Origin of the sequence: Rothia sp. HSID18067, from assembly GCF_003989445.1 — a bacterium.
Taxonomy (GTDB): domain Bacteria; phylum Actinomycetota; class Actinomycetes; order Actinomycetales; family Micrococcaceae; genus Rothia; species Rothia aeria.
The window spans coordinates 784,048-801,950 of sequence record NZ_RBMF01000002.1 but is presented as its reverse complement, the minus strand read 5'-3'; the positions used below and the strand labels follow the sequence as shown (position 1 = coordinate 801,950).

The following is a 17,903-nucleotide window of genomic DNA, read 5'->3' as shown; positions in this document are numbered from 1 at the left end:
CAGAATGTATAAATATCCATGCACAATGCATCCTCAGTGTGGCACCGATTCATCCACGTTTCATCCACAGAGATTTTCCTTGGATTTTCGCGGATTTCTAGGTTTTTCCACGATTTCCACAAGCGTTATTAACACTACTGTACTTTAAGAAAATCCTCTTCACACAACATGATGTTCCCGTTCATCACGCACACTGCCCAACGGGTGTGACTCGAAAAACGGGTCACTATGTTCTGAGGACTTTCCGTCAGCTTACAAAAGATGTAATTACAAAAAATTCTTGATCCTACTGCCCTCTTTTACGGTTCCTCCCGTGCACCCAATCTGAGCTTGTAATTACATCTTTTCCGGTAGGATGGAAGAGGTTCCCTTATCGGGGAACCACCGCACTTGTTTAGGACTTTCTTCAGCTACTTCTGAAAGGCGCCTCATGAAATTCACCATCGACCGCGATGTATTGGCCGAGGCCGTAGGCTGGACCGCACGTTCACTACCGGCACGGCCCACCTCCCCAGTACTTAGTGGGCTACTGATTACTGCAGAAAACGGTGAGGTAGCTATTGCGGGATTCGATCATGAAATCAGCGCCCGTCAGGTAGTTGAAGCGGATATTGAGCAGGACGGCACCTGCCTAGTGCCCGGTAAGATGCTCGCCGACATCTGCCGTTCTCTCCCCAGCGCACCGGTTGAGTTCGCCGCATCTGACTCCAAGGTGTTTATTTCATGCCGTTCAGCAAAGTTCCAGCTGGCTGCTATGCCGCTGGTTGACTACCCAGAACTGCCGGAGCTGCCGGAGGTCTCGGGTACCGTTGACGGTACTGAGTTCGCGCGGGCGGTTTCCCAGGTTCTGGTGGCCGCATCAAAAGATGAAACTCTGCCGATCCTTACCGGAATTAGGCTGGAGGTTCAGGGCGACACTATGACCCTGTTGGCCACCGACAGGTACCGCCTGGCGATGCGTGAACTCACCTGGTCGCCCACCAACCCGGAGATCTCAGCACAGGTACTCATCAAATCCAAAACACTTGCCGAAGTAGGCCGTACTTTGGCTGGTTCAGGTGAACTATCGATTGCCCTACCAGATGCACATGAGCTTATCGGTTTTGAGGCTGCTTCACGCCGTACCACAAGCGTGCTCATGGATGGGGATTACCCAAATATTCGTGCCCTATTCCCGGAAGAAACACAGATTCACGCTGTTATTCGCACCTCTGACCTAGCTGAGGCTGCCCGCCGTATTTCTCTGGTGGCCGAGCGTAACACTCCCCTGCGGCTAGCTTTTAGCGAGACGGGTGAGGTTGTGATTGATGCAGGCCGCGGTGACGAGGCTCAGGGGTCTGAGACGCTGCAGGCACATCTTTCGGGGCAGGAAGTGACTGTTGCATACAACCCGGCTTATCTTTCGGAGGGGCTGGGGGCATTCACTACGGAGTTTGTGCGGTTCTCATTTACCGAACCCACTCGCCCGGCTGTGCTTTCGGGACAGGACGAGATTCTGGGCGATGACAGTACCGAATACCGGTACCTGCTCATGCCGGTACGGCTGCCCGCCGACTAGTAGTGAGCATCGGGCCACTATAGCGGTGTGCCACTGTGACCGTGTGAGGGGGTAGAGATGTTTATCGACCACGTTTCGTTACTCGATTACCGCACCTACCCCCTGCTGAGTCTGCCGCTGTCATCCGGGGTGACGGTATTTTTGGGGCCAAATGGTGTTGGTAAGACCAATATTGTGGAGGCCATTGATTACACCGCGAATTTGTCCTCTCACCGGGTGAGTAATGATGCTCCACTGGTGCGCGTGGGTGCTTCACGGGCCTATATTCGCACCCGCACTGTGCGCGGATCGCAGCAGACCGTCACAGAGTTTGAGGTGGCTCCAGGGCACAGCAATAGGGTGCGGATTAATCGTGCGGCCCCGGTACGTGCCCGTGAAGCGCTGGGCATTGCCCGTACGGTACTGTTTTCACCCGAAGATTTACAGTTGGTGAGGGGAGAACCAGCGGCTCGTCGTCGGTTCGTGGATGATTTGGCGGTATCGCTGCGGCCCGCTGTTGCCGGGTACCGGAGCGAGTACGAACGTATTCTGCGGCAGCGGAATTCTCTGCTGAAGTCAATGCAGCGCCGTCGTACAGGTGCCGCCAGTGCCGATGAGAACGCAATGAGCACCCTCACAGTGTGGAATGAGCAACTTGCTGAAGTTGGTTCTCAGCTTTTAGCTGCTCGTTTCCGGGTGCTGTGTGTCCTGCTCCCCCAGCTTAAACGTGCCTATGCAGGACTCACCGATGGTTCTAAAGACGTCTCATTGACCTACGAGTCCACCGTTTTCCCGTCTGTGACTGAGCGGGGTCTGGAACATGCTGCACGTATGCGCCCTGAGGAGTTTAAAGTGGCGATTCTGCGCTGCTTTGAGGATCGCCGCAGCGAAGAAATTGAGCGTGGAATTACCCTGGTGGGGCCGCATCGGGAAGATATAACCCTGCTGTTAGGGGGCCTAGCTGTTAAACAGTTCGCCTCACATGGGGAAAGCTGGTCGTTTGCCTTAGCCATGCGGTTGGCATCATGGTTTGTGCATTTGGAAGATGACCCGTCGCCAGGCTCTTCGCCGATACTTATCCTTGACGACGTGTTTGCTGAGTTGGATGCGGCGCGCAGGCACCGGTTAGGGGCTTTGGTGCGTGAAGCGGAGCAGGTACTTATTACCTGCGCAGTACTCAGTGACATTCCCGAAGAACTTGGCGCATACCATATCGTCACTGTCTCACCCGGTGCGGCAGGATATGTGGGTGAGCAGAATCTGTCGGATGGGAAAACCCATGAATAAGGAACACCCCCGACTCAATCTCTGGGAAAAACAACCCCTTGACAGTGATACAACAGATGTTTCACATGAAACATCGGAAGTTTACGATGAATACTATGTAGATGAGGTCGATGCCCCCGCAGCGTTACTAGAGAGGATGCGCGCAGCCGCCAATGCCCGTGGTGAAGGGCGACTTAATGCCTATTCCGCTAAGAAAATTATGCGTGAGTTTGGTGCTGCCATGAGTGCCGAGCCGGGCCAACGCAAGAAGTCTCAGCGTGCTCAGGGGTGGGATCCGCGAGTCATGGGCGGTTACACAGGACCGGGTGAGAGTACTCGAGATCCTAAACCCCTGGGGGGTATTGTTGGGCAGTTGATTCGCTCACGCGGGTGGAAAGAACCCGTTGCGGTTTCCAGTGTGCTTGCGCGATGGGACGATTTGATGGGGCCCGAAGTCTCAGCTCACGCACAGCCGGTTCGGTTTGAGAACTCTATAGTGGAGGTGCGCTGCGACTCAACTGCGTGGGCAACCCAGCTGCGTCTGATGCAGAGGCAGATTGTGCAGATGTTTGATCGTGAACTGGGTGCCGGTGTTGTCAGTTCAGTGCGTATTTTTGGCCCCAATAACGGACGATGGAGCTCGCGTGGGCCGAAACGAGCGCCGGGTGGTCGCGGGGTGCGCGATACCTATGGGTAGCAGGCCGACAGAGAATGAGCTGACAAGCGTTTTTGCCCGATAACCGCCTCGGGCCTATGGTGTGTATCCCCTCACTAGGGTTGGGGGTGTGAAGCCCCCGCGGCACCTTAGAAGGCCGTAGAGCGGAAAATACTCCCTGAAAACGACGGAATAATCTCCGTGATGGCGAATATTTCGGTAGAATATTAAAGAATATGTGCCGTCCGCACCCCAACGGATGTGGAACCCGCGACAAACAGCACGGCTCATACCAATTCAATCCGAGGAGTTTCGCACCAGTGGCAACTGAACAACCCCATGAGTACGGCGCGTCCGACATTACAGTCCTTGAAGGGCTAGAAGCGGTACGTAAACGCCCCGGTATGTATATTGGTTCCACCACTGAGCGTGGCCTGCACCATCTGGTGTATGAGGTGGTCGATAACTCTGTCGATGAGGCCCTTGCGGGGTATGCCAGCCGCATTGAGGTAACCATCCAGGCAGACGGTGCGGTACGTGTTAAGGACGATGGCCGCGGCATTCCGGTGGATGAGCATCCTACCGAACATAAATCCACCGTTGAGGTGGTTATGACCGTGCTTCACGCAGGCGGTAAATTTGGTGGTGGCGGGTACTCCGTCTCAGGTGGTCTGCACGGTGTGGGTATTTCTGTGGTGAATGCACTGTCATCCCGTGTAGTAACCGAGGTGCACCGCCAGGGTTATTCCTGGCATATTTCCTTTGCCAACGGTGGTATCCCCGACGGTCCACTTCGTCGGGGCGATACGTCAGATATTACCGGCACTATTCAAACGTTCTACCCCGATCCCCAGATTTTCGAGACTGTAGAGTTCGATTTTGAGACCCTGCGGGCGCGGTTCCAGCAGATGGCGTTCCTCAATAAGGGGCTGACCATCACCCTCACCGATGAACGGGATCAATTTGAGGGTGATGAAGTAGCTGCCGAAGATGAAGAGAAAAAGCCTCTGCCGCTGAACCAGGTCGGAGCCAACGAAAATGGGCACCGCACCGTCACCTACCGGTACGATAATGGTCTTTTCGACTATGTGCATTTCCTGAACGCGGGGGCTAAGACCGTGGTGAACGAGGAAATTATCTCGTTCGAAGCCGAAGACACCGACCGCAATATTACCCTTGAAGTGGCAATGCAGTGGACTGGTGCCTACCGGGAGTCGGTGCACTCATACGCGAATACTATTAACACTCACGAGGGCGGCACCCATGAGGAAGGTTTCCGTGCTGCACTCACCTCCCTGGTGAACCGGTATGCCCGCGAGAATAAACTGCTGCGTGAGAAAGACGATAACCTCACCGGTGAAGACGTGCGCGAGGGTCTGACCGCCGTCATTTCGATTAAGATTTCTGAGCCGCAGTTTGAGGGCCAAACGAAGACAAAACTGGGTAACTCGGAAGCAAAATCCTTTACTCAGCGCGAGATTAACGATCACTTAGCGGACTGGTTTGACCGTAACCCGGCAACCGCTAAGGACGTGGTGCGCCGTGCAATTACCGCAGCGCAGGCGCGTATTGCCGCACGTAAAGCGCGTGAAACCACTCGGCGTAAGGGTCTGCTGGAAACCAGCTCAATGCCCGGCAAGCTCAAGGACTGCGCCTCGAAAGATCCCTCAATTTCCGAGATTTATCTGGTGGAAGGTGATTCTGCGGGTGGTTCGGCGGTGCAGGGCCGAGACCCGAATACGCAGGCGATTCTGCCTCTGCGCGGCAAAATTCTTAACGTCGAGAGGGCTCGGCTTGATCGTGCCCTGTCGAATGCCGAGATTCAGGCTATGATTACTGCTTTTGGTACGGGTATTGGCGACGAATTCACCATTGATAAGGCGCGCTACCACAAGATTGTGCTCATGGCCGACGCGGACGTGGACGGCCAGCATATTACGACCCTGCTGCTGACGCTGCTGTTCCGCTTTATGCGTCCGCTGATCGAGGCAGGATATGTATATTTGGCACAGCCTCCGCTGTACCGTATTAAGTGGTCAAACGCCCCGCACGATTATGTTTTCTCGGATGCTGAACGCGATGCTGCCTTGGAACGCGGTCAGGCAAATAATCAGCGCCTGCCGAAGGAAAACGGCATTCAGCGGTATAAGGGTCTGGGCGAGATGGACTACACCGAGCTGTGGGACACTACGATGGATCCGCAGCGCCGCACCCTGCTGCAGGTGAAAATGGAAGATGCTGCAGCTGCGGATCAGATTTTCTCGGTGCTGATGGGCGAAGATGTTGAGGCTCGCCGTGAGTTCATTCAGCAGAATGCAAAGGACATCCGATTCCTCGATATTTAGCAGAAAAGAAATATTTCTAATACGGAATATTCTTGAATGGTTATATAACCGAGTGAGTCTTTGAGGAACGAGAAGGTAATGAGCGAAGAAAACCAGAGCGAAAACCCTGACGTCGATATCGAAATTGACACCAACCAAGGTGAAATCGTGGTCGATAACCCGCACGGAAATATCGAACAGATTGACCTGCAAACCGAGATGCAGCGCTCCTATCTGGACTATGCAATGGCGGTTATCATCGGCCGTGCACTACCGGATGTGCGAGACGGCCTGAAGCCCGTGCACCGCCGCGTTATCTACGGCATGTATGATGGCGGTTACCGCCCCGACCGTTCCTTCAATAAGTGCGCGCGCATCGTCGGTGATGTAATGGGTCAGTTCCACCCGCACGGCGATAGTGCTATCTATGACGCACTGGTGCGTCTGATCCAGGGATGGACAATGCGTTACCCCCTCGCACTTGGGCAGGGCAACTTTGGCTCTCCCGGTAATGATGGGGCTGCTGCGCCGCGTTATACCGAGACGAAGATGGCCCCTATCGCCATGGAAATGGTGCGGGACATTAACGAAGACACCGTAGATTTTCAACCGAACTACGACGGTAAATCTATGGAACCAACTGTGCTGCCCGCACGTATTCCCAACCTGCTAGTCAACGGTTCTTCGGGTATTGCGGTGGGTATGGCCACCAATATTCCCCCGCATAACCTCACCGAAGTTGCTGAGGGCGTGAAATGGTTCCTGAAGAACCCGCAGGCCACGAACGAGGAACTGCTGGATGCGCTGATTGAGCGTGTCAAAGGCCCAGATTTCCCCACGGGTGCCACAATCTTGGGCACGAAGGGAATTGAGGATGCCTACCGCACCGGACGCGGCTCCATTACAATGCGCGCCGTGGTGAATGTTGAAGAGATTCACGGCCGTACCTGCCTGGTGGTGACCGAACTGCCGTATCAGGCGAACCCGGATAACCTGGCTATTAAGATTGCCGACCTGATTAAGGAAGGCAAAATCACCGGCATCTCGGATTTGCGGGATGAGACCTCGGGCCGTACCGGTCAGCGCCTTGTGATTGTGCTTAAGCGCGATGCTGTGGCTAAAGTGGTGCTGAATAACCTGTATAAGCACACTCAGCTGCAGGAGAATTTCTCGGCCAATATGTTGGCTATTGTGGATGGGGTTCCGCGTACCCTGTCGCTGGATGCGTTCGTGCGCCACTGGGTAAACCACCAGATGGACGTGATTGTGCGCCGCACCCGCTACCGTCTGCGTCAGGCGGAGGAAGAGGCACATATTCTGCGTGGGCTGCTCAAGGCCCTGGACGCCTTGGATGAGGTCATTGCCCTTATCCGCCGCTCCCCCACCGCTGATGATGCGCGCACGGGCTTAATGGAGCTGCTGGATATTGATGAGGCGCAGGCGCAGGCTATTTTGAATATGCAGCTTCGTCGTCTGGCGGCTCTGGAACGTCAGAAGATTCAGGACCGCCACGATGAGCTGATGCGTCTGATTGCCGAGTACAACGCGATTATTGCTTCTGAGGATCGTCAGCGCGAGATTATTTCCGAAGAGCTGGGTGAGATTGTGAACCGGTACGGCGATGAGCGCCGCACCAAGATCCTGCGCGGTTTTGACGGGGATATGTCGATGGAGGACTTGATCCCCGAAGAGGAAATGGTGGTTACCATTACTCGCGGCGGGTATGTGAAGCGCACCCGCAGCGACCAGTACCGCAGCCAGCATCGCGGCGGTAAGGGTATTCGGGGCGCCCAGCTGCGTGGGGATGATGTGGTGGAACATTTCTTTGTGACCACCACCCACAACTGGATTTTGTTCTTCACCAATATGGGCCGTGTGTACCGTACAAAAGCTTACGAGCTGCTGGAGGCCGGGCGTGATGCGAAAGGCCAGCATGTGGCGAACCTGTTGGCTTTCCAGCCGGGTGAGACTATTGCGAAGGTCATGGAGCTGCGTTCCTATGAGGATGCTCCGTACCTGGTACTGGCTACTAAGGGCGGTCTGGTGAAGAAGACCCGCTTGAGTGATTATGATACGAACCGTACCGCCGGGCTGATCGCGATTAACCTGCGTGAGGGCGATGAGGTGGTTTCCGCCTTCTTGATCTCCCCCAATGAGGATATTCTGCTGGTTTCCCGCCAGGGCATGTCTTTGCGGTTTAACGCTAATGATGAGGCGCTGCGCCCGATGGGCCGTTCCACCTCGGGTGTGACCGGCATGAAGTTCCGCGATGGAGACGAGTTAATCTCGGCGAACGTGGTGACTGAAGATTCATTCGTGTTTGTCGTCACTGAGGGCGGTTATGCTAAGCGCACCAGTGTCAATGAGTATCGCGTTCAGGGCCGTAACGGTTACGGTATTAAGGTCGCTAAACTGGTTGAAGACCGCGGCGCTCTTGTCGGTGCTCTCATCGTGGATGAGGACGACGAGGTGCTGGTTGTTATGCAAGGCGGTAAAGTGGTGCGTACCGGGGTGAGCGAGGTTCCTGCTAAGGGCCGAGACACGATGGGCGTGATTTTTGCAAAGCCCGGCAAGGGCGATAGCATTATCGGCGTCGCCCGAAACCAGGATCGTCAGCTTGACGAACCAGATGAAGCGGACACGGACGCTCCCGGTGGGCAGTCCGCAGACCCTCAAGTGAATGAGAACCAGGACGGTCAGCAGGCTGTCACCGATACTGCTGAAGCACACGGAGGTAAGTAATGAGCATGAACCCACAGGGGCGGGTACAGACCGGGCAGGGCGCGAGGCGTCAGGCCCCGGCGAGGCGTGGCGCGTCCGCTAACCGCCCCGGCGCACGGTCTGGTTCGAACCAGCGTCGCCCCAGGCGTAGCGCCCCGCCGCAACAGCAGCAGGGTCGGCGTAAACGTCAGAATCTGGTGCGTCGTACGAAGGTGCGTCGCGCTGACCTTGTCATCGCTAAGGTTGATACCTGGTCGGTGGCGAAGCTGGTGTTCTTGCTATCCATTGCCGTTGGTATTGTGACCGTGGTGGCCTCTATGATCCTGTGGCTGTTTTTGCAGGCTACAGGTGCCTTCAACGGCTTGAACCAGCTGCTGAGCTCCTTGGGTACCGGTGGTAATAGCTCAATTGATATTGCGCAGATGGTTTCGCTGGGTCAGGTGGCGTTGGCGACGACCGTTATTGCGGTGATTAATACCGTGATTTTCACGCTGCTGGGTATGATCAGTGCGATCCTGTATAACCTGGCGGCGAAGCTGGTGGGTGGTATTACCCTCACCATGAAGGATGAGTAATCTCGGTTAAACTCCGCCACCAACAGCGAAATATGTGTGTTATAGAACACCTCATGAAGATTTGGTTATGGGGGCAAGTGTCTGTATAGTTATATTTCGTCCTAAGGGGAAAACCCCTTGGCGGCGGTGAGGGCGTATAGCTCAGGCGGTTAGAGCGCTTCGCTGATAACGAAGAGGTCCCAAGTTCAAGTCTTGGTACGCCCACTGCACGATGGGAAGGAAAAACGATGAAGAAACTACTGATTCTGCTCCTCCTTTCGGGTGCTGCTTTCCTGGGATTCAAGAAGTTCCAGGGGAATCAGGTTCGTCAGGCCTGGCAGGAATCCACGGATTCTATTTAGAATTACATAGCGATTTTCCGCTGATGCGGGGGCGTGGCGCAATTGGTAGCGCATCTGCTTTGCAAGCAGAGGGTTAGGGGTTCGAGTCCCCTCGCCTCCACGTTTCGGTGATGATAGTGAAAGGGAAACGCCTGGTTCCATTCCGAACCCAGTAGCTAAGCCTTTTTGCGCCGATGGTACTGCACTTTGATGGGTGTGGGAGAGTAGGTTGTCGCCGGACTAGTTTTTACGGAGGGGTTTCAGGTTAGCCTGAAACCCCTCCTTTTTGTATTAGTGTTGGGCGGGTAGGTAAAGGATGCAGACCGGGTGTGCAGGGGCATAAGATGTCTGTTTGAGGGAACCAATATGCCACGATATAAGTCTTGAAATCATCGACTGGGTACTTTCGTATTAAGGTTCATTAACCCCTATCCAGCTTTGAAAATGAACAATAGATGAACGTCCTATAAATCCCGTATTTCGCACGTCCTGACGGTGTGCTAACTCGTGAGATAAAACCACATGAAGCAATAAAAAATGGTCTGCTTCTATCATGAGAACCGAGCTAGGAAACCCCTAAAAATAGCGGTTATCCCCTTTAAACCAGTGAGACACTTAAACTTCTGCTGTGAATCACCTATTTAAAAATGTGGTTTTATGTGTTATTCATGATTTGCTACGAACACTTTAGATTTCGCCCCATCCGTCCCATAATCATGGTGTGACTACAGAACTGATTATCCTCGTGATCGTGGTGTTGACGGCGCTGGCCTTTGACTTCACGAATGGTTTTCACGATACCGGTAACGCGATGGCTACTTCCATCGCCACGGGCGCGCTTAAACCTAAAACAGCGGTTGCCCTGTCGGCATCGTTGAACCTCGTCGGTGCTTTCCTCTCCGTCGAGGTCGCTAAAACCGTTGGTAAAGGGCTGGTAGATCTAGATCAGATAGACATCAAAAAAGACGGTTCGGCGCTTATGCTCATAGTGTTCACCGGGCTTGTGGGGGGTATCCTCTGGAACGTGCTGACCTGGCTATTGGGCTTACCGTCTAGTTCATCGCATGCGCTGTTTGGCGGGCTGATTGGTTCGGCGCTTGCCGCTCTAGGGTTCTCAGGTGTGCAGTGGGGCGGTGTGCTCTCTAAAATCGTGATTCCGGCAGTTATGTCACCTCTGGTTGCCGCGCTTGTCTCAACTGTGGGCACATGGTTGGTATACCGTATTGCCTCCCCCGTCTCGGACGAGAGGAAAACCCGTGGCTTCCGATGGGGGCAGGTGGGAACCGCCTCCCTCATGTCGCTGGCGCACGGTACGAATGACGCCCAGAAAACTATGGGCGTGATCTTCCTGGCGCTGGTTGCCTCCGGTAGCGTGAATGATAACGACGCTATCCCCTTCTGGGTCAAGGCATCCTGTGCTATTGCCATTGCTTTGGGTACCTACCTGGGCGGCTGGCGCATTATCCGCACTCTTGGCAAGGGTATTGTCGAAGTTGACACCCCCCAGGGTGTAGCGGCAGATGGGGCGTCCGCAGCCATTATTCTTACTTCTTCACACTTCGGTATGGCGCTCTCTACCACGCATGTTGCCACCGGGTCGATTCTTGGCACCGGCCTAGGCCGTAAAGGTGCCGAGGTGCGCTGGGGTGTGGCCGGGCGCATGGTGGTGGCCTGGGTGATTACACTCCCCGCCGCCGCAGCAATTGGTGCCACCACCTGGATGATTGGTGCGGGGCTGAATTCCCTAACCAACACCCAGTTCGTGGGCGAACTGGTGGTTTTCGCTATCTTGGTTGTCTTCTGCCTCTGGATGTGGCGCCACTCCCAGAAGGACGCTATTGATGCTTCCAATGTGACCAACAGCTGGGACGGTGAAGCCGTAGCCGCTGCTGAGGAATCCTTGACCGCAGATGAGGCACCGATGGATGACTCCGTTAAGAACCATCAAGAAGCCCTCCCGCAGAAGGCAGGTGCATAATGTCCCTGATTGAACTTCTCGAAAAAATCATTCCTGTTATTCTTGCGGGCTTGTTCTTCGGGGCCGGTCTGCCAGCACTTTACGCCTTTGGGATGCGCCTTTTGTCTGGGACGACCGAGTACACGGCTGATGGGCAGCTGATCGAAATTGAGCCGCCATCAACGGCTTCACGGATGGCTGCCACCGTAGTATTTGCTATTATCGTAGGAATCGTGTTTATCGGTATCCTCTGGGTCGCCAAAGATTTCATCTACCACACCTTCGGCTGGAATGTTTTCGGTGTAACCGGTGGAGGGCACTAGAATTATTAAGACAGCTCATAACCTATGAATGTGTGAAGGAGGTGTTAGATGCCCGATAAAAACATCATATCCCGCGTAGTCGACTGGCTTAGCGTCGGCTACCCTAAAGATGTGCCCGTGCAGGATCGTGCTGCCGTGATGGCTATTTTAAAGATGCGCCTAAACGATGAGCAGCTGCAGGAAGTGGTGCGCCGCCTCATGCAGTCCCGTGCCGCCCGTGGTGAGGCGTACGTGAGCGACCAGCGCATTAACGAGTACATCCGGCGTGTTGTGGACCATGCGCCGACCCCGCAGGATATTGACCGAGTAGCTAAAATCCTCGGTGCGCACGGCTTCCTCATCTCCGAAACCCACGTGAACGATGACGTGGATGCTGACGGCCACCCGGAGTATGTGGCCTATGAAGACCCCACCACCGGGGAAATCAGAATTGCTGAGCTTGCGGCGGCGGGTGTTACCTTGCCGAATGAGGCGCTTGAGAATGCCGCAGAGAAGCAGGAGACCGAGAAAATCGCCGAACAGGCCGGTGACTCGGCGTAGGAGCCTCAGAGAACACACGGTGGGCGGAAACATCTTAGTTTCCGCCCACCGTGTGTTAACCGGCTTATACCGTACTGTATGTAGCGGTGCACTCTTGAACGGTCTTCAGATTCTGAGTGGGCTATCACGCCCATTTCTGCCCCGCTGAAAAGCGTAGTTCTCATACAATGGAACCGTATCACCTGCGGCGATTTTTACCCTCATGCAGAGGGGATTGCCGACACTATGCACCGATTCTCACACCTAGCCTTCCGCTGGGTGCCTGACCGAAGGGAAACGGCCCGTGCCTTCCACCCCGAAAAACCGTCCACGGCGTATGAGCCGCCGCTCCCTGCTGCTGGGAGGCGGGTGTGTGGCTGCGGCCGGATTCGTTGTGTTTTTACCCGCGATTGCCTCCACCGGGGTGCTTGGTGAGGAAGCCGCAGCTACCGCATCAAACAGTAAACGTTTGGCTAAGTGGGAGCGTGAGATCCGCGGGAACATTAACACCGAATACCTGGTGCTTGAAGATATCGGTCGTATCTACATTGGGGAGAGCGAAGATGAGGATTCCCAGCGTTTAGTGGCGCGTATTGGGCTGACCGATGCCGGGCAGGACGATATATCTGCCGCTGCGGCCGCACTTGCCGCCTTAGGCGAGTATGGGCGTCCGCATCGGGTGAGTATTGTGCAGGACGAGGAAACCCCTGTCATTGACGTGTACCGGTTTGCGAGCATCACCGAGACCGAGTGGGTTAAGATTCTGCGTGCGGCACAGTCATATAAAGGCAAGTCATCCGATGCTTTAGAAGCCACCACCTCCACCGAAGAAGGGGTGGTAGTGACCGCCCGTATCACTACCGGGCCTTGGACGGAAGGCATCAAACGGTTTAAAGACCTCAAAACCGTGAAACTACCCGAGCAGGTTACCGCCCGGTACCGCCTGAACCTTAAGGACACTCCCCTGCCTTCGGGGGCAAACGCAGAGGTTCGGGTAGATGTGGTGGGTACCGAGCATGTGCCATCGGTAGCAGGCGCTTTAGAAGCCGCCGCGAAACGGGGTGATTTCCGTACCCTCACCAGTTTCTCCTTCGTGTGGCTGGGTGATACGGCGCAGCAGAAGGACCGTGCATTGCGGCTAGATTTTAGACGCGATAATGAGCCAAAGAACCTCGCTGCAGGGTGCAGAAAATACTTGTCAAAATGGCTCTCAAAACTGCCAGCTGGTACGGAGGCGTCCGCCTACCACGGCGGTGCGAAGATAGACATTAACAGTGCACAATAGCCGTAAAAACCGCATTACACCAAGGAAAACGGCCTCTGCGGGGGTACGTTTTGCATCGGTACGCGCAATAGTATATAGTTGTAGAGCACCGCGGGGGCGTGGCGCAATTGGTAGCGCATCTGCTTTGCAAGCAGAGGGTTAGGGGTTCGAGTCCCCTCGCCTCCACGTTTCGGTGATGATAGTGAAAGGGAAACGCCTGGTTCCATTCCGAACCCAGTAGCTAAGCCTTTTTGCGCCGATGGTACTGCACTTTGATGGGTGTGGGAGAGTAGGTTGTCGCCGGACTAGTTTTGTGGGAGCCTCAGATACAGTATGTGTCTGAGGCTCCTTTTTCGTGGCATAAAAAATATGAGAGCACAAAAGCTGTTTCAAACATTAAAAGCCGCTTTCTAACCTGAAACCACCTACAGGGCGGTAGTCGGCCAGAAAGCGACTTTTAGCCAAATACAAAAGAAAAGAACCTAGGCGCTCTTCCAGGGGTCCTCCACCGGGCGGGCCGCATTGTAAGCAGCCACCACGGCAACCCCCAGAGCCAACGCTAAGCCAAGAAAAGCCAGAGCCTTACGGGGGCGGCGCTTACCGCCACGACGCTCAATCCCCTTCAGCTCCTTCTGCGCCTTACGGGCGGTTTTCGCGGCCACCTTACGCGCTTTCTTCATCGCCTTGCGGTCACCGGTGAGCTTTTCCGCAAACAGCTCAGCCTTCTGCGGCACATCCAAATCATTAGCCTTCTCGGCAACAGCCATAGCTGCCACCACGGCCGCATTTTTCGCCGCTTTACGAGCCTTGCGTTTCTTGCAACAGAACATAGATATCTCCCATAAATAGAGCCACGGGCACCCACACACAGCGGGAGCACCGCAACAAAAAGAATATTTACCTTTCAGCATAAAGAATTCTGCACCAAAAATCTTGTTTAAAACCGCCTCAACCACTAAAAAATAGGTTTTACTATACGGTTTTTCTCAACCGGCTAAATTTACTGAAGACCCACGCCGCGCGCCGTCCTAGCGCACAAGCGCGCGCCATGCCAAAATAGAGACATGACTAACGCAACCGCTAAAGCAACTATTCACACTAACTACGGTGACATCGTCGTGGACCTCTTCGGTTACGAAGCTCCACTAACTGTTGAAAACTTTATTGGTCTGGCAGATGGAACCCGCGAATGGAAACACCCGCGCACCGGTGAGCTGCAAAACGGCCCCCTGTACAAGGATGTTATCTTCCACCGCATCATTAAGGGCTTCATGATCCAAGGCGGCGACCCCCTCGGTATTGGTGTGGGCGGGCCCGGCTACCAGTTCAAAGACGAAATCCACCCCGAACTGACCTTCTCCAAGCCCTACCTGCTGGCTATGGCAAACGCAGGTCCCGGCACCAATGGTTCGCAGTTCTTCATCACCACCGACGAAACCCCCTGGCTCAACGGCCGCCACACCATCTTCGGTGAGGTCGCTGACGAAGCCTCCAAGAAGGTCGTCGACGCGATTGAGAGCGTAGAAACCGGTCCGCAGGATCGCCCCACGCAGGATGTGGTCATCTCCTCCATCGACATTCAGAAACTCTAAAAACCTCTGAACCGAACCAGGGACCCGCTCGGGAAACCGAGGGGGTCCCCTTCGCGTATATAACCCGCTTATCCCCTGGTGCGGGCTTATAGGCGCCCCGAAAGGACACCCCATGAGCGAACCACCTATCAGCCACTCCCCCGGCCAACAGCAGGAACCCGTGTGCCCCCGCCACCCCGAAAGGGCCAGCTACGCGCGGTGCACCCGGTGCATGCGCCCAGCCTGCGGGCAATGCCAAATCCACCTGGAAGTCGGCATGATCTGCCCCGACTGCTACCGCGACGTTACTGGGCATTCCCGGCCGCAACGGGCACACACCAGCAATAACCCCAATATCACCTACACCCTCATTGGTATTAACGTGGTGGTATACCTGCTGCAGTGGATCATCCCTAACTACTGGGTCTATAACGAATTCGCGTACAAGGCCGACTGGGTCGCATACTCCCACGAATACTACCGTGCCATTACCAGCGGGTTCTTACATTCCCAAAACGACCCCAGCCACCTGCTGCTGAACATGGTCTCCCTGTACCTTTTCGGTGCCGCCATCGAAAAAATGATCGGGAACTGGCGGTACCTGCTGGTGTACCTCACCGCCATCCTAGGCGGTTCAGCAGCCGTGTGGGTGCTAGAACCACACGCCGTGGTGGTAGGCGCATCCGGTGGTATCTTCGGACTCATGGGCGCCTACTTGACCATCATGGTTGCCCTCAAAGAACGCGATAATGTGCGCTCGGTGATGGTGCTGATTGGTGTGAACGTCATCTACGGGTTCATAATGCCCGGCATTTCGTGGCAGGCCCACCTGGGTGGTTTCATTGCCGGTGCAATAGCGACCCTGCTGTGTATCGCCCCTCAGCTTATGCGCTCACGCGGCCGCTAAACGGGGTGAACTGAGAGTACTGAATATAGCGGCTCTTCCGGGTGTTCCCGCCGTGGAGAAAATCAGCGGCGGGAGCACCCGAAAACCCTTTAAACACGCGGTGGAACCTATCTATCCACAGATGTTATCCACACTGTGAATAACTACAATGATGTAATTCCACCGCTGATAGTACCCCATTATGGCCTGTGGATAAAAGGCTTAATCATCTCGAAATTACAGACATGTAGGGTTTTCCCCATATTTATCCCCACCTGTGGAAAACTTAAGTCCCAGGGTGTGCAATGCATTATCTGTAATTACAAAAAATGGGTGCAGTCCGAACAACGAACTGCACCCAGAGGAATGCCTGTACAGGCTAGTTCGCCTGCGCTTCAGCCTGAGCAATGTCATCGGGGCTAAGCGTGACACCCGTATACAGACGGAACTGTTCAGCCGCCTGTAAAGCAATCACCTCGCCACCCGTGATAACCTCACGACCGGCAGCGCGAGCGGCACGAATCAGCGGGGTTTCCACAGGCATCGCCACAACATCGAAGACCACCGACGCCGCCTCAATCGTGGGTTGCGGGTACGCCAGCTGCTCGCTCTCGGCACCGCCAGACATACCGATCGGGGTAACATTCACAATCACCGGGGCGGTAAGATCGCCGGGTTCAGGCGCCCACGCATACCCGTACCGGCGTGCAAGCGCCGTGCCCGCAGCCTCATTGCGGGCGATAATAGTGCCCGCCCGGAACCCAGCATCATAGAAGGCACCCGCAACGGCCGCCGCCATGCCTCCTGAACCGCGCAGAAGAAACGGCAGTTTAGGATCAACGGCATGCGATTTCAGCAAGGAAGCTACTGCAATCACGTCGGTATTGTAGGCGTGCAGGTACCCATCCGTATTGACGATAGTATTAACCGCCCCAATGACCTGCGCCGAATGATCGACCTCGTCCATGAGCGGAATAACCGCCTGTTTGAAGGGCATAGAAACGGAACACCCGCGAATACCCAGGGCGCGCACACCCGCGATAGCACCCTCAATATCTGTGGTTGTCATCGCCTTATACAGGTAATCAAGGCCGTGTTTCTCGTACAGGTAATTGTGGAACTTAATGCCGTGGTTTGACGGCCGTCCCGACAGGGAAATGCAGACGGTCGTGTTCTTATTTAAAGCCGGACGCACCGGAGCCTCCTTGTAAATAGCGGGCCAAAGGGTGGCTACGTGGCTACTGCACGGCCCCTTCCATGGCATTCCTAATCAGCTGAGCCGCCTGATTACGGGACTTCACATCGGCCACCACAAAGTGCACATCCCCCGTGTCAAGGGTAGGTACGACGGCATTGCCGTTATTGAGGCTTTTCACATGCTCCTCAGCCTGAGGATCCTCCCAAATATTCACCCACGTGGCGTGATCGCCCAGCTCGCCTAGCTTAGCATCAAGACGCTCGCAGAACGGGCACCCGGGGCGCCAATAAATCACCACACCACCATCGGCCATAACCTGCCGTGCCTGCTCCTGGGTGGACTGCTGACGTTCAAGCATTAAAGTTGCTCCTCAAAAAATAGTTCTCAAAACCGGTGAAGCCACCATTGTGACCCTCCCATCCGTACCGCACGGACCAACATAGAAAACACGGGGCGAAACCTAAAAATTCCGCCCCGTGTCCCCAATACAGGTTACTTACCGAACTTATCGGTCAGCTTCTGTACGTTCTCGTTCACAGCCTCGCCAGCCTTATCGACGTGCTCATCGGTGACAACTTCCTTGCCAGCCTTATCGTTCACAACGTCCTTGGCCTTATCCAGGCCCTGATCAACGGTGCCCTTAATATCAAAGCCCATCGTGAGGCTCCTTTCTGTGTGGTGCCGCCCCTCGGTGTGAGGACGGTGCGGTACATAAGTACCGTGGATTATTCTACCTTCTTGGTCACCGAAAATCTTCAGCGCAGTGCTTTAGCCCGCTAACGGGTAC

At 55.0% G+C, this 17,903-nt stretch carries 17 protein-coding genes, 3 tRNA genes and 2 rRNA genes; 18 read left to right on the top strand and 4 right to left on the bottom strand.

Features of this window, described 5'->3' with window-relative positions; all coding sequences use genetic code 11:
• Nucleotides 1–430 precede the first annotated feature (430 nt).
• The 16 genes from dnaN (at nucleotide 431) to rrf (D8M23_RS08525) (ending at nucleotide 13,767) form a co-directional block, all read left to right on the top strand.
• Entirely contained in the window at nucleotides 431–1,558 is a 1,128-nt protein-coding gene (gene dnaN, locus D8M23_RS08600; protein WP_006887406.1) for a DNA polymerase III subunit beta, read from the top strand.
• A gap of 57 nt (nucleotides 1,559–1,615) precedes the next feature.
• A complete protein-coding gene (gene recF, locus D8M23_RS08595; protein WP_006887426.1) occupies nucleotides 1,616–2,824 on the top strand; it encodes a DNA replication/repair protein RecF in 1,209 nt (402 codons plus the stop codon).
• Nucleotides 2,817–3,500 carry a DUF721 domain-containing protein gene (locus D8M23_RS08590; RefSeq protein ID WP_126854421.1) on the top strand — a complete coding sequence of 228 codons (684 nt, stop codon included), beginning with the start codon at nucleotides 2,817–2,819 and terminating at the stop codon, nucleotides 3,498–3,500. The genes recF and D8M23_RS08590 overlap by 8 nt, the downstream gene beginning before the upstream one ends.
• Before the next feature lie 278 nt (nucleotides 3,501–3,778).
• Entirely contained in the window at nucleotides 3,779–5,803 is a 2,025-nt protein-coding gene (gene gyrB / locus D8M23_RS08585; protein WP_126854420.1) for a DNA topoisomerase (ATP-hydrolyzing) subunit B, read from the top strand.
• A 78-nt stretch (nucleotides 5,804–5,881) separates the two neighbouring features.
• Nucleotides 5,882–8,524: a DNA gyrase subunit A gene (gene gyrA / locus D8M23_RS08580; protein WP_006887409.1), complete on the top strand. Its 2,643-nt coding sequence runs from the start codon at nucleotides 5,882–5,884 to the stop codon at nucleotides 8,522–8,524.
• Nucleotides 8,524–9,078 (top strand): DUF3566 domain-containing protein, encoded by a 555-nt coding sequence (locus tag D8M23_RS08575; RefSeq protein WP_126854419.1) that lies wholly within the window; start codon nucleotides 8,524–8,526, stop codon nucleotides 9,076–9,078. The genes gyrA and D8M23_RS08575 overlap by 1 nt, the downstream gene beginning before the upstream one ends.
• 130 nt (nucleotides 9,079–9,208) lie before the next feature.
• Nucleotides 9,209–9,282: transfer RNA gene (locus D8M23_RS08570), tRNA-Ile, on the top strand.
• A 23-nt stretch (nucleotides 9,283–9,305) separates the two neighbouring features.
• Nucleotides 9,306–9,419, top strand: a complete 114-nt coding sequence (locus tag D8M23_RS08565; protein WP_006887422.1) for an SE2200 family small protein — start codon at nucleotides 9,306–9,308, stop codon at nucleotides 9,417–9,419.
• 27 nt (nucleotides 9,420–9,446) lie between these two features.
• A tRNA-Ala gene (locus tag D8M23_RS08560) sits at nucleotides 9,447–9,519 on the top strand.
• Between the two features lie 3 nt (nucleotides 9,520–9,522).
• Nucleotides 9,523–9,639 (top strand): 5S ribosomal RNA (gene rrf / locus D8M23_RS08555).
• Nucleotides 9,640–10,119: 480 nt separating this feature from the next.
• Nucleotides 10,120–11,376: an inorganic phosphate transporter gene (locus D8M23_RS08550; protein ID WP_126854418.1), complete on the top strand. Its 1,257-nt coding sequence runs from the start codon at nucleotides 10,120–10,122 to the stop codon at nucleotides 11,374–11,376.
• Nucleotides 11,376–11,678, top strand: a complete 303-nt coding sequence (locus tag D8M23_RS08545; RefSeq protein ID WP_006887400.1) for a hypothetical protein — start codon at nucleotides 11,376–11,378, stop codon at nucleotides 11,676–11,678. Before D8M23_RS08550 ends, D8M23_RS08545 begins: the two co-directional genes overlap by 1 nt.
• Before the next feature lie 48 nt (nucleotides 11,679–11,726).
• Nucleotides 11,727–12,218: a DUF3349 domain-containing protein gene (locus D8M23_RS08540; protein ID WP_126854417.1), complete on the top strand. Its 492-nt coding sequence runs from the start codon at nucleotides 11,727–11,729 to the stop codon at nucleotides 12,216–12,218.
• A 283-nt stretch (nucleotides 12,219–12,501) separates the two neighbouring features.
• Nucleotides 12,502–13,482 (top strand): hypothetical protein, encoded by a 981-nt coding sequence (locus D8M23_RS08535; protein WP_126854416.1) that lies wholly within the window; start codon nucleotides 12,502–12,504, stop codon nucleotides 13,480–13,482.
• Nucleotides 13,483–13,574: 92 nt separating this feature from the next.
• A tRNA-Ala gene (locus D8M23_RS08530) sits at nucleotides 13,575–13,647 on the top strand.
• 3 nt (nucleotides 13,648–13,650) lie between these two features.
• Nucleotides 13,651–13,767: ribosomal RNA gene (gene rrf, locus D8M23_RS08525) — 5S ribosomal RNA — on the top strand.
• Between the two features lie 176 nt (nucleotides 13,768–13,943).
• Here rrf (D8M23_RS08525) and D8M23_RS08520 read toward each other — a convergent pair.
• Nucleotides 13,944–14,291, bottom strand: a complete 348-nt coding sequence (locus D8M23_RS08520) for a hypothetical protein (RefSeq protein ID WP_126854415.1) — start codon at nucleotides 14,289–14,291, stop codon at nucleotides 13,944–13,946.
• A gap of 234 nt (nucleotides 14,292–14,525) precedes the next feature.
• Here D8M23_RS08520 and D8M23_RS08515 point away from each other — a divergent pair, with 234 nt between their 5' ends.
• Both D8M23_RS08515 and D8M23_RS08510 read left to right on the top strand, forming a co-directional pair.
• Nucleotides 14,526–15,053, top strand: coding sequence for a peptidylprolyl isomerase (locus tag D8M23_RS08515; protein WP_006888592.1), 528 nt, complete (start codon nucleotides 14,526–14,528; stop codon nucleotides 15,051–15,053).
• Between the two features lie 112 nt (nucleotides 15,054–15,165).
• Nucleotides 15,166–15,939, top strand: a complete 774-nt coding sequence (locus tag D8M23_RS08510) for a rhomboid family intramembrane serine protease (RefSeq protein ID WP_126854414.1) — start codon at nucleotides 15,166–15,168, stop codon at nucleotides 15,937–15,939.
• A gap of 358 nt (nucleotides 15,940–16,297) precedes the next feature.
• Here the strand turns inward: D8M23_RS08510 and D8M23_RS08505 are convergent, their stop codons facing one another.
• The 3 genes from D8M23_RS08505 to D8M23_RS08495 all read right to left on the bottom strand — a co-directional run bounded on the left by D8M23_RS08505 (nucleotide 16,298) and on the right by D8M23_RS08495 (nucleotide 17,773).
• A complete protein-coding gene (locus D8M23_RS08505) occupies nucleotides 16,298–17,113 on the bottom strand; it encodes a shikimate 5-dehydrogenase (RefSeq protein WP_006888431.1) in 816 nt (271 codons plus the stop codon).
• A 43-nt stretch (nucleotides 17,114–17,156) separates the two neighbouring features.
• Nucleotides 17,157–17,474, bottom strand: coding sequence for a glutaredoxin domain-containing protein (locus D8M23_RS08500; RefSeq protein ID WP_006888613.1), 318 nt, complete (start codon nucleotides 17,472–17,474; stop codon nucleotides 17,157–17,159).
• A gap of 134 nt (nucleotides 17,475–17,608) precedes the next feature.
• Complete coding sequence (locus tag D8M23_RS08495) at nucleotides 17,609–17,773, bottom strand: antitoxin (RefSeq protein ID WP_006888336.1); 165 nt, start codon at nucleotides 17,771–17,773, stop codon at nucleotides 17,609–17,611.
• Nucleotides 17,774–17,903: the final 130 nt, after the last annotated feature.

Bases quoted from the DNA above. Each gene is read 5' to 3' on its own strand.
- D8M23_RS08575 (WP_126854419.1), top strand. From the start codon at position 8,524: ATGAGCATGAACCCACAGGGGCGGGTACAGACCGGGCAGGGCGCGAGG.
- D8M23_RS08540 (WP_126854417.1), top strand. From the start codon at position 11,727: ATGCCCGATAAAAACATCATATCCCGCGTAGTCGACTGGCTTAGCGTC.
- D8M23_RS08590 (WP_126854421.1), top strand. From the start codon at position 2,817: ATGAATAAGGAACACCCCCGACTCAATCTCTGGGAAAAACAACCCCTT.
- gyrA (WP_006887409.1), top strand. From the start codon at position 5,882: ATGAGCGAAGAAAACCAGAGCGAAAACCCTGACGTCGATATCGAAATT.
- D8M23_RS08545 (WP_006887400.1), top strand. From the start codon at position 11,376: ATGTCCCTGATTGAACTTCTCGAAAAAATCATTCCTGTTATTCTTGCG.
- recF (WP_006887426.1), top strand. From the start codon at position 1,616: ATGTTTATCGACCACGTTTCGTTACTCGATTACCGCACCTACCCCCTG.
- D8M23_RS08565 (WP_006887422.1), top strand. From the start codon at position 9,306: ATGAAGAAACTACTGATTCTGCTCCTCCTTTCGGGTGCTGCTTTCCTG.
- D8M23_RS08495 (WP_006888336.1), bottom strand. From the start codon at position 17,773: ATGGGCTTTGATATTAAGGGCACCGTTGATCAGGGCCTGGATAAGGCC.
- D8M23_RS08510 (WP_126854414.1), top strand. From the start codon at position 15,166: ATGAGCGAACCACCTATCAGCCACTCCCCCGGCCAACAGCAGGAACCC.
- D8M23_RS08515 (WP_006888592.1), top strand. From the start codon at position 14,526: ATGACTAACGCAACCGCTAAAGCAACTATTCACACTAACTACGGTGAC.
- D8M23_RS08520 (WP_126854415.1), bottom strand. From the start codon at position 14,291: ATGTTCTGTTGCAAGAAACGCAAGGCTCGTAAAGCGGCGAAAAATGCG.
- dnaN (WP_006887406.1), top strand. From the start codon at position 431: ATGAAATTCACCATCGACCGCGATGTATTGGCCGAGGCCGTAGGCTGG.
- D8M23_RS08500 (WP_006888613.1), bottom strand. From the start codon at position 17,474: ATGCTTGAACGTCAGCAGTCCACCCAGGAGCAGGCACGGCAGGTTATG.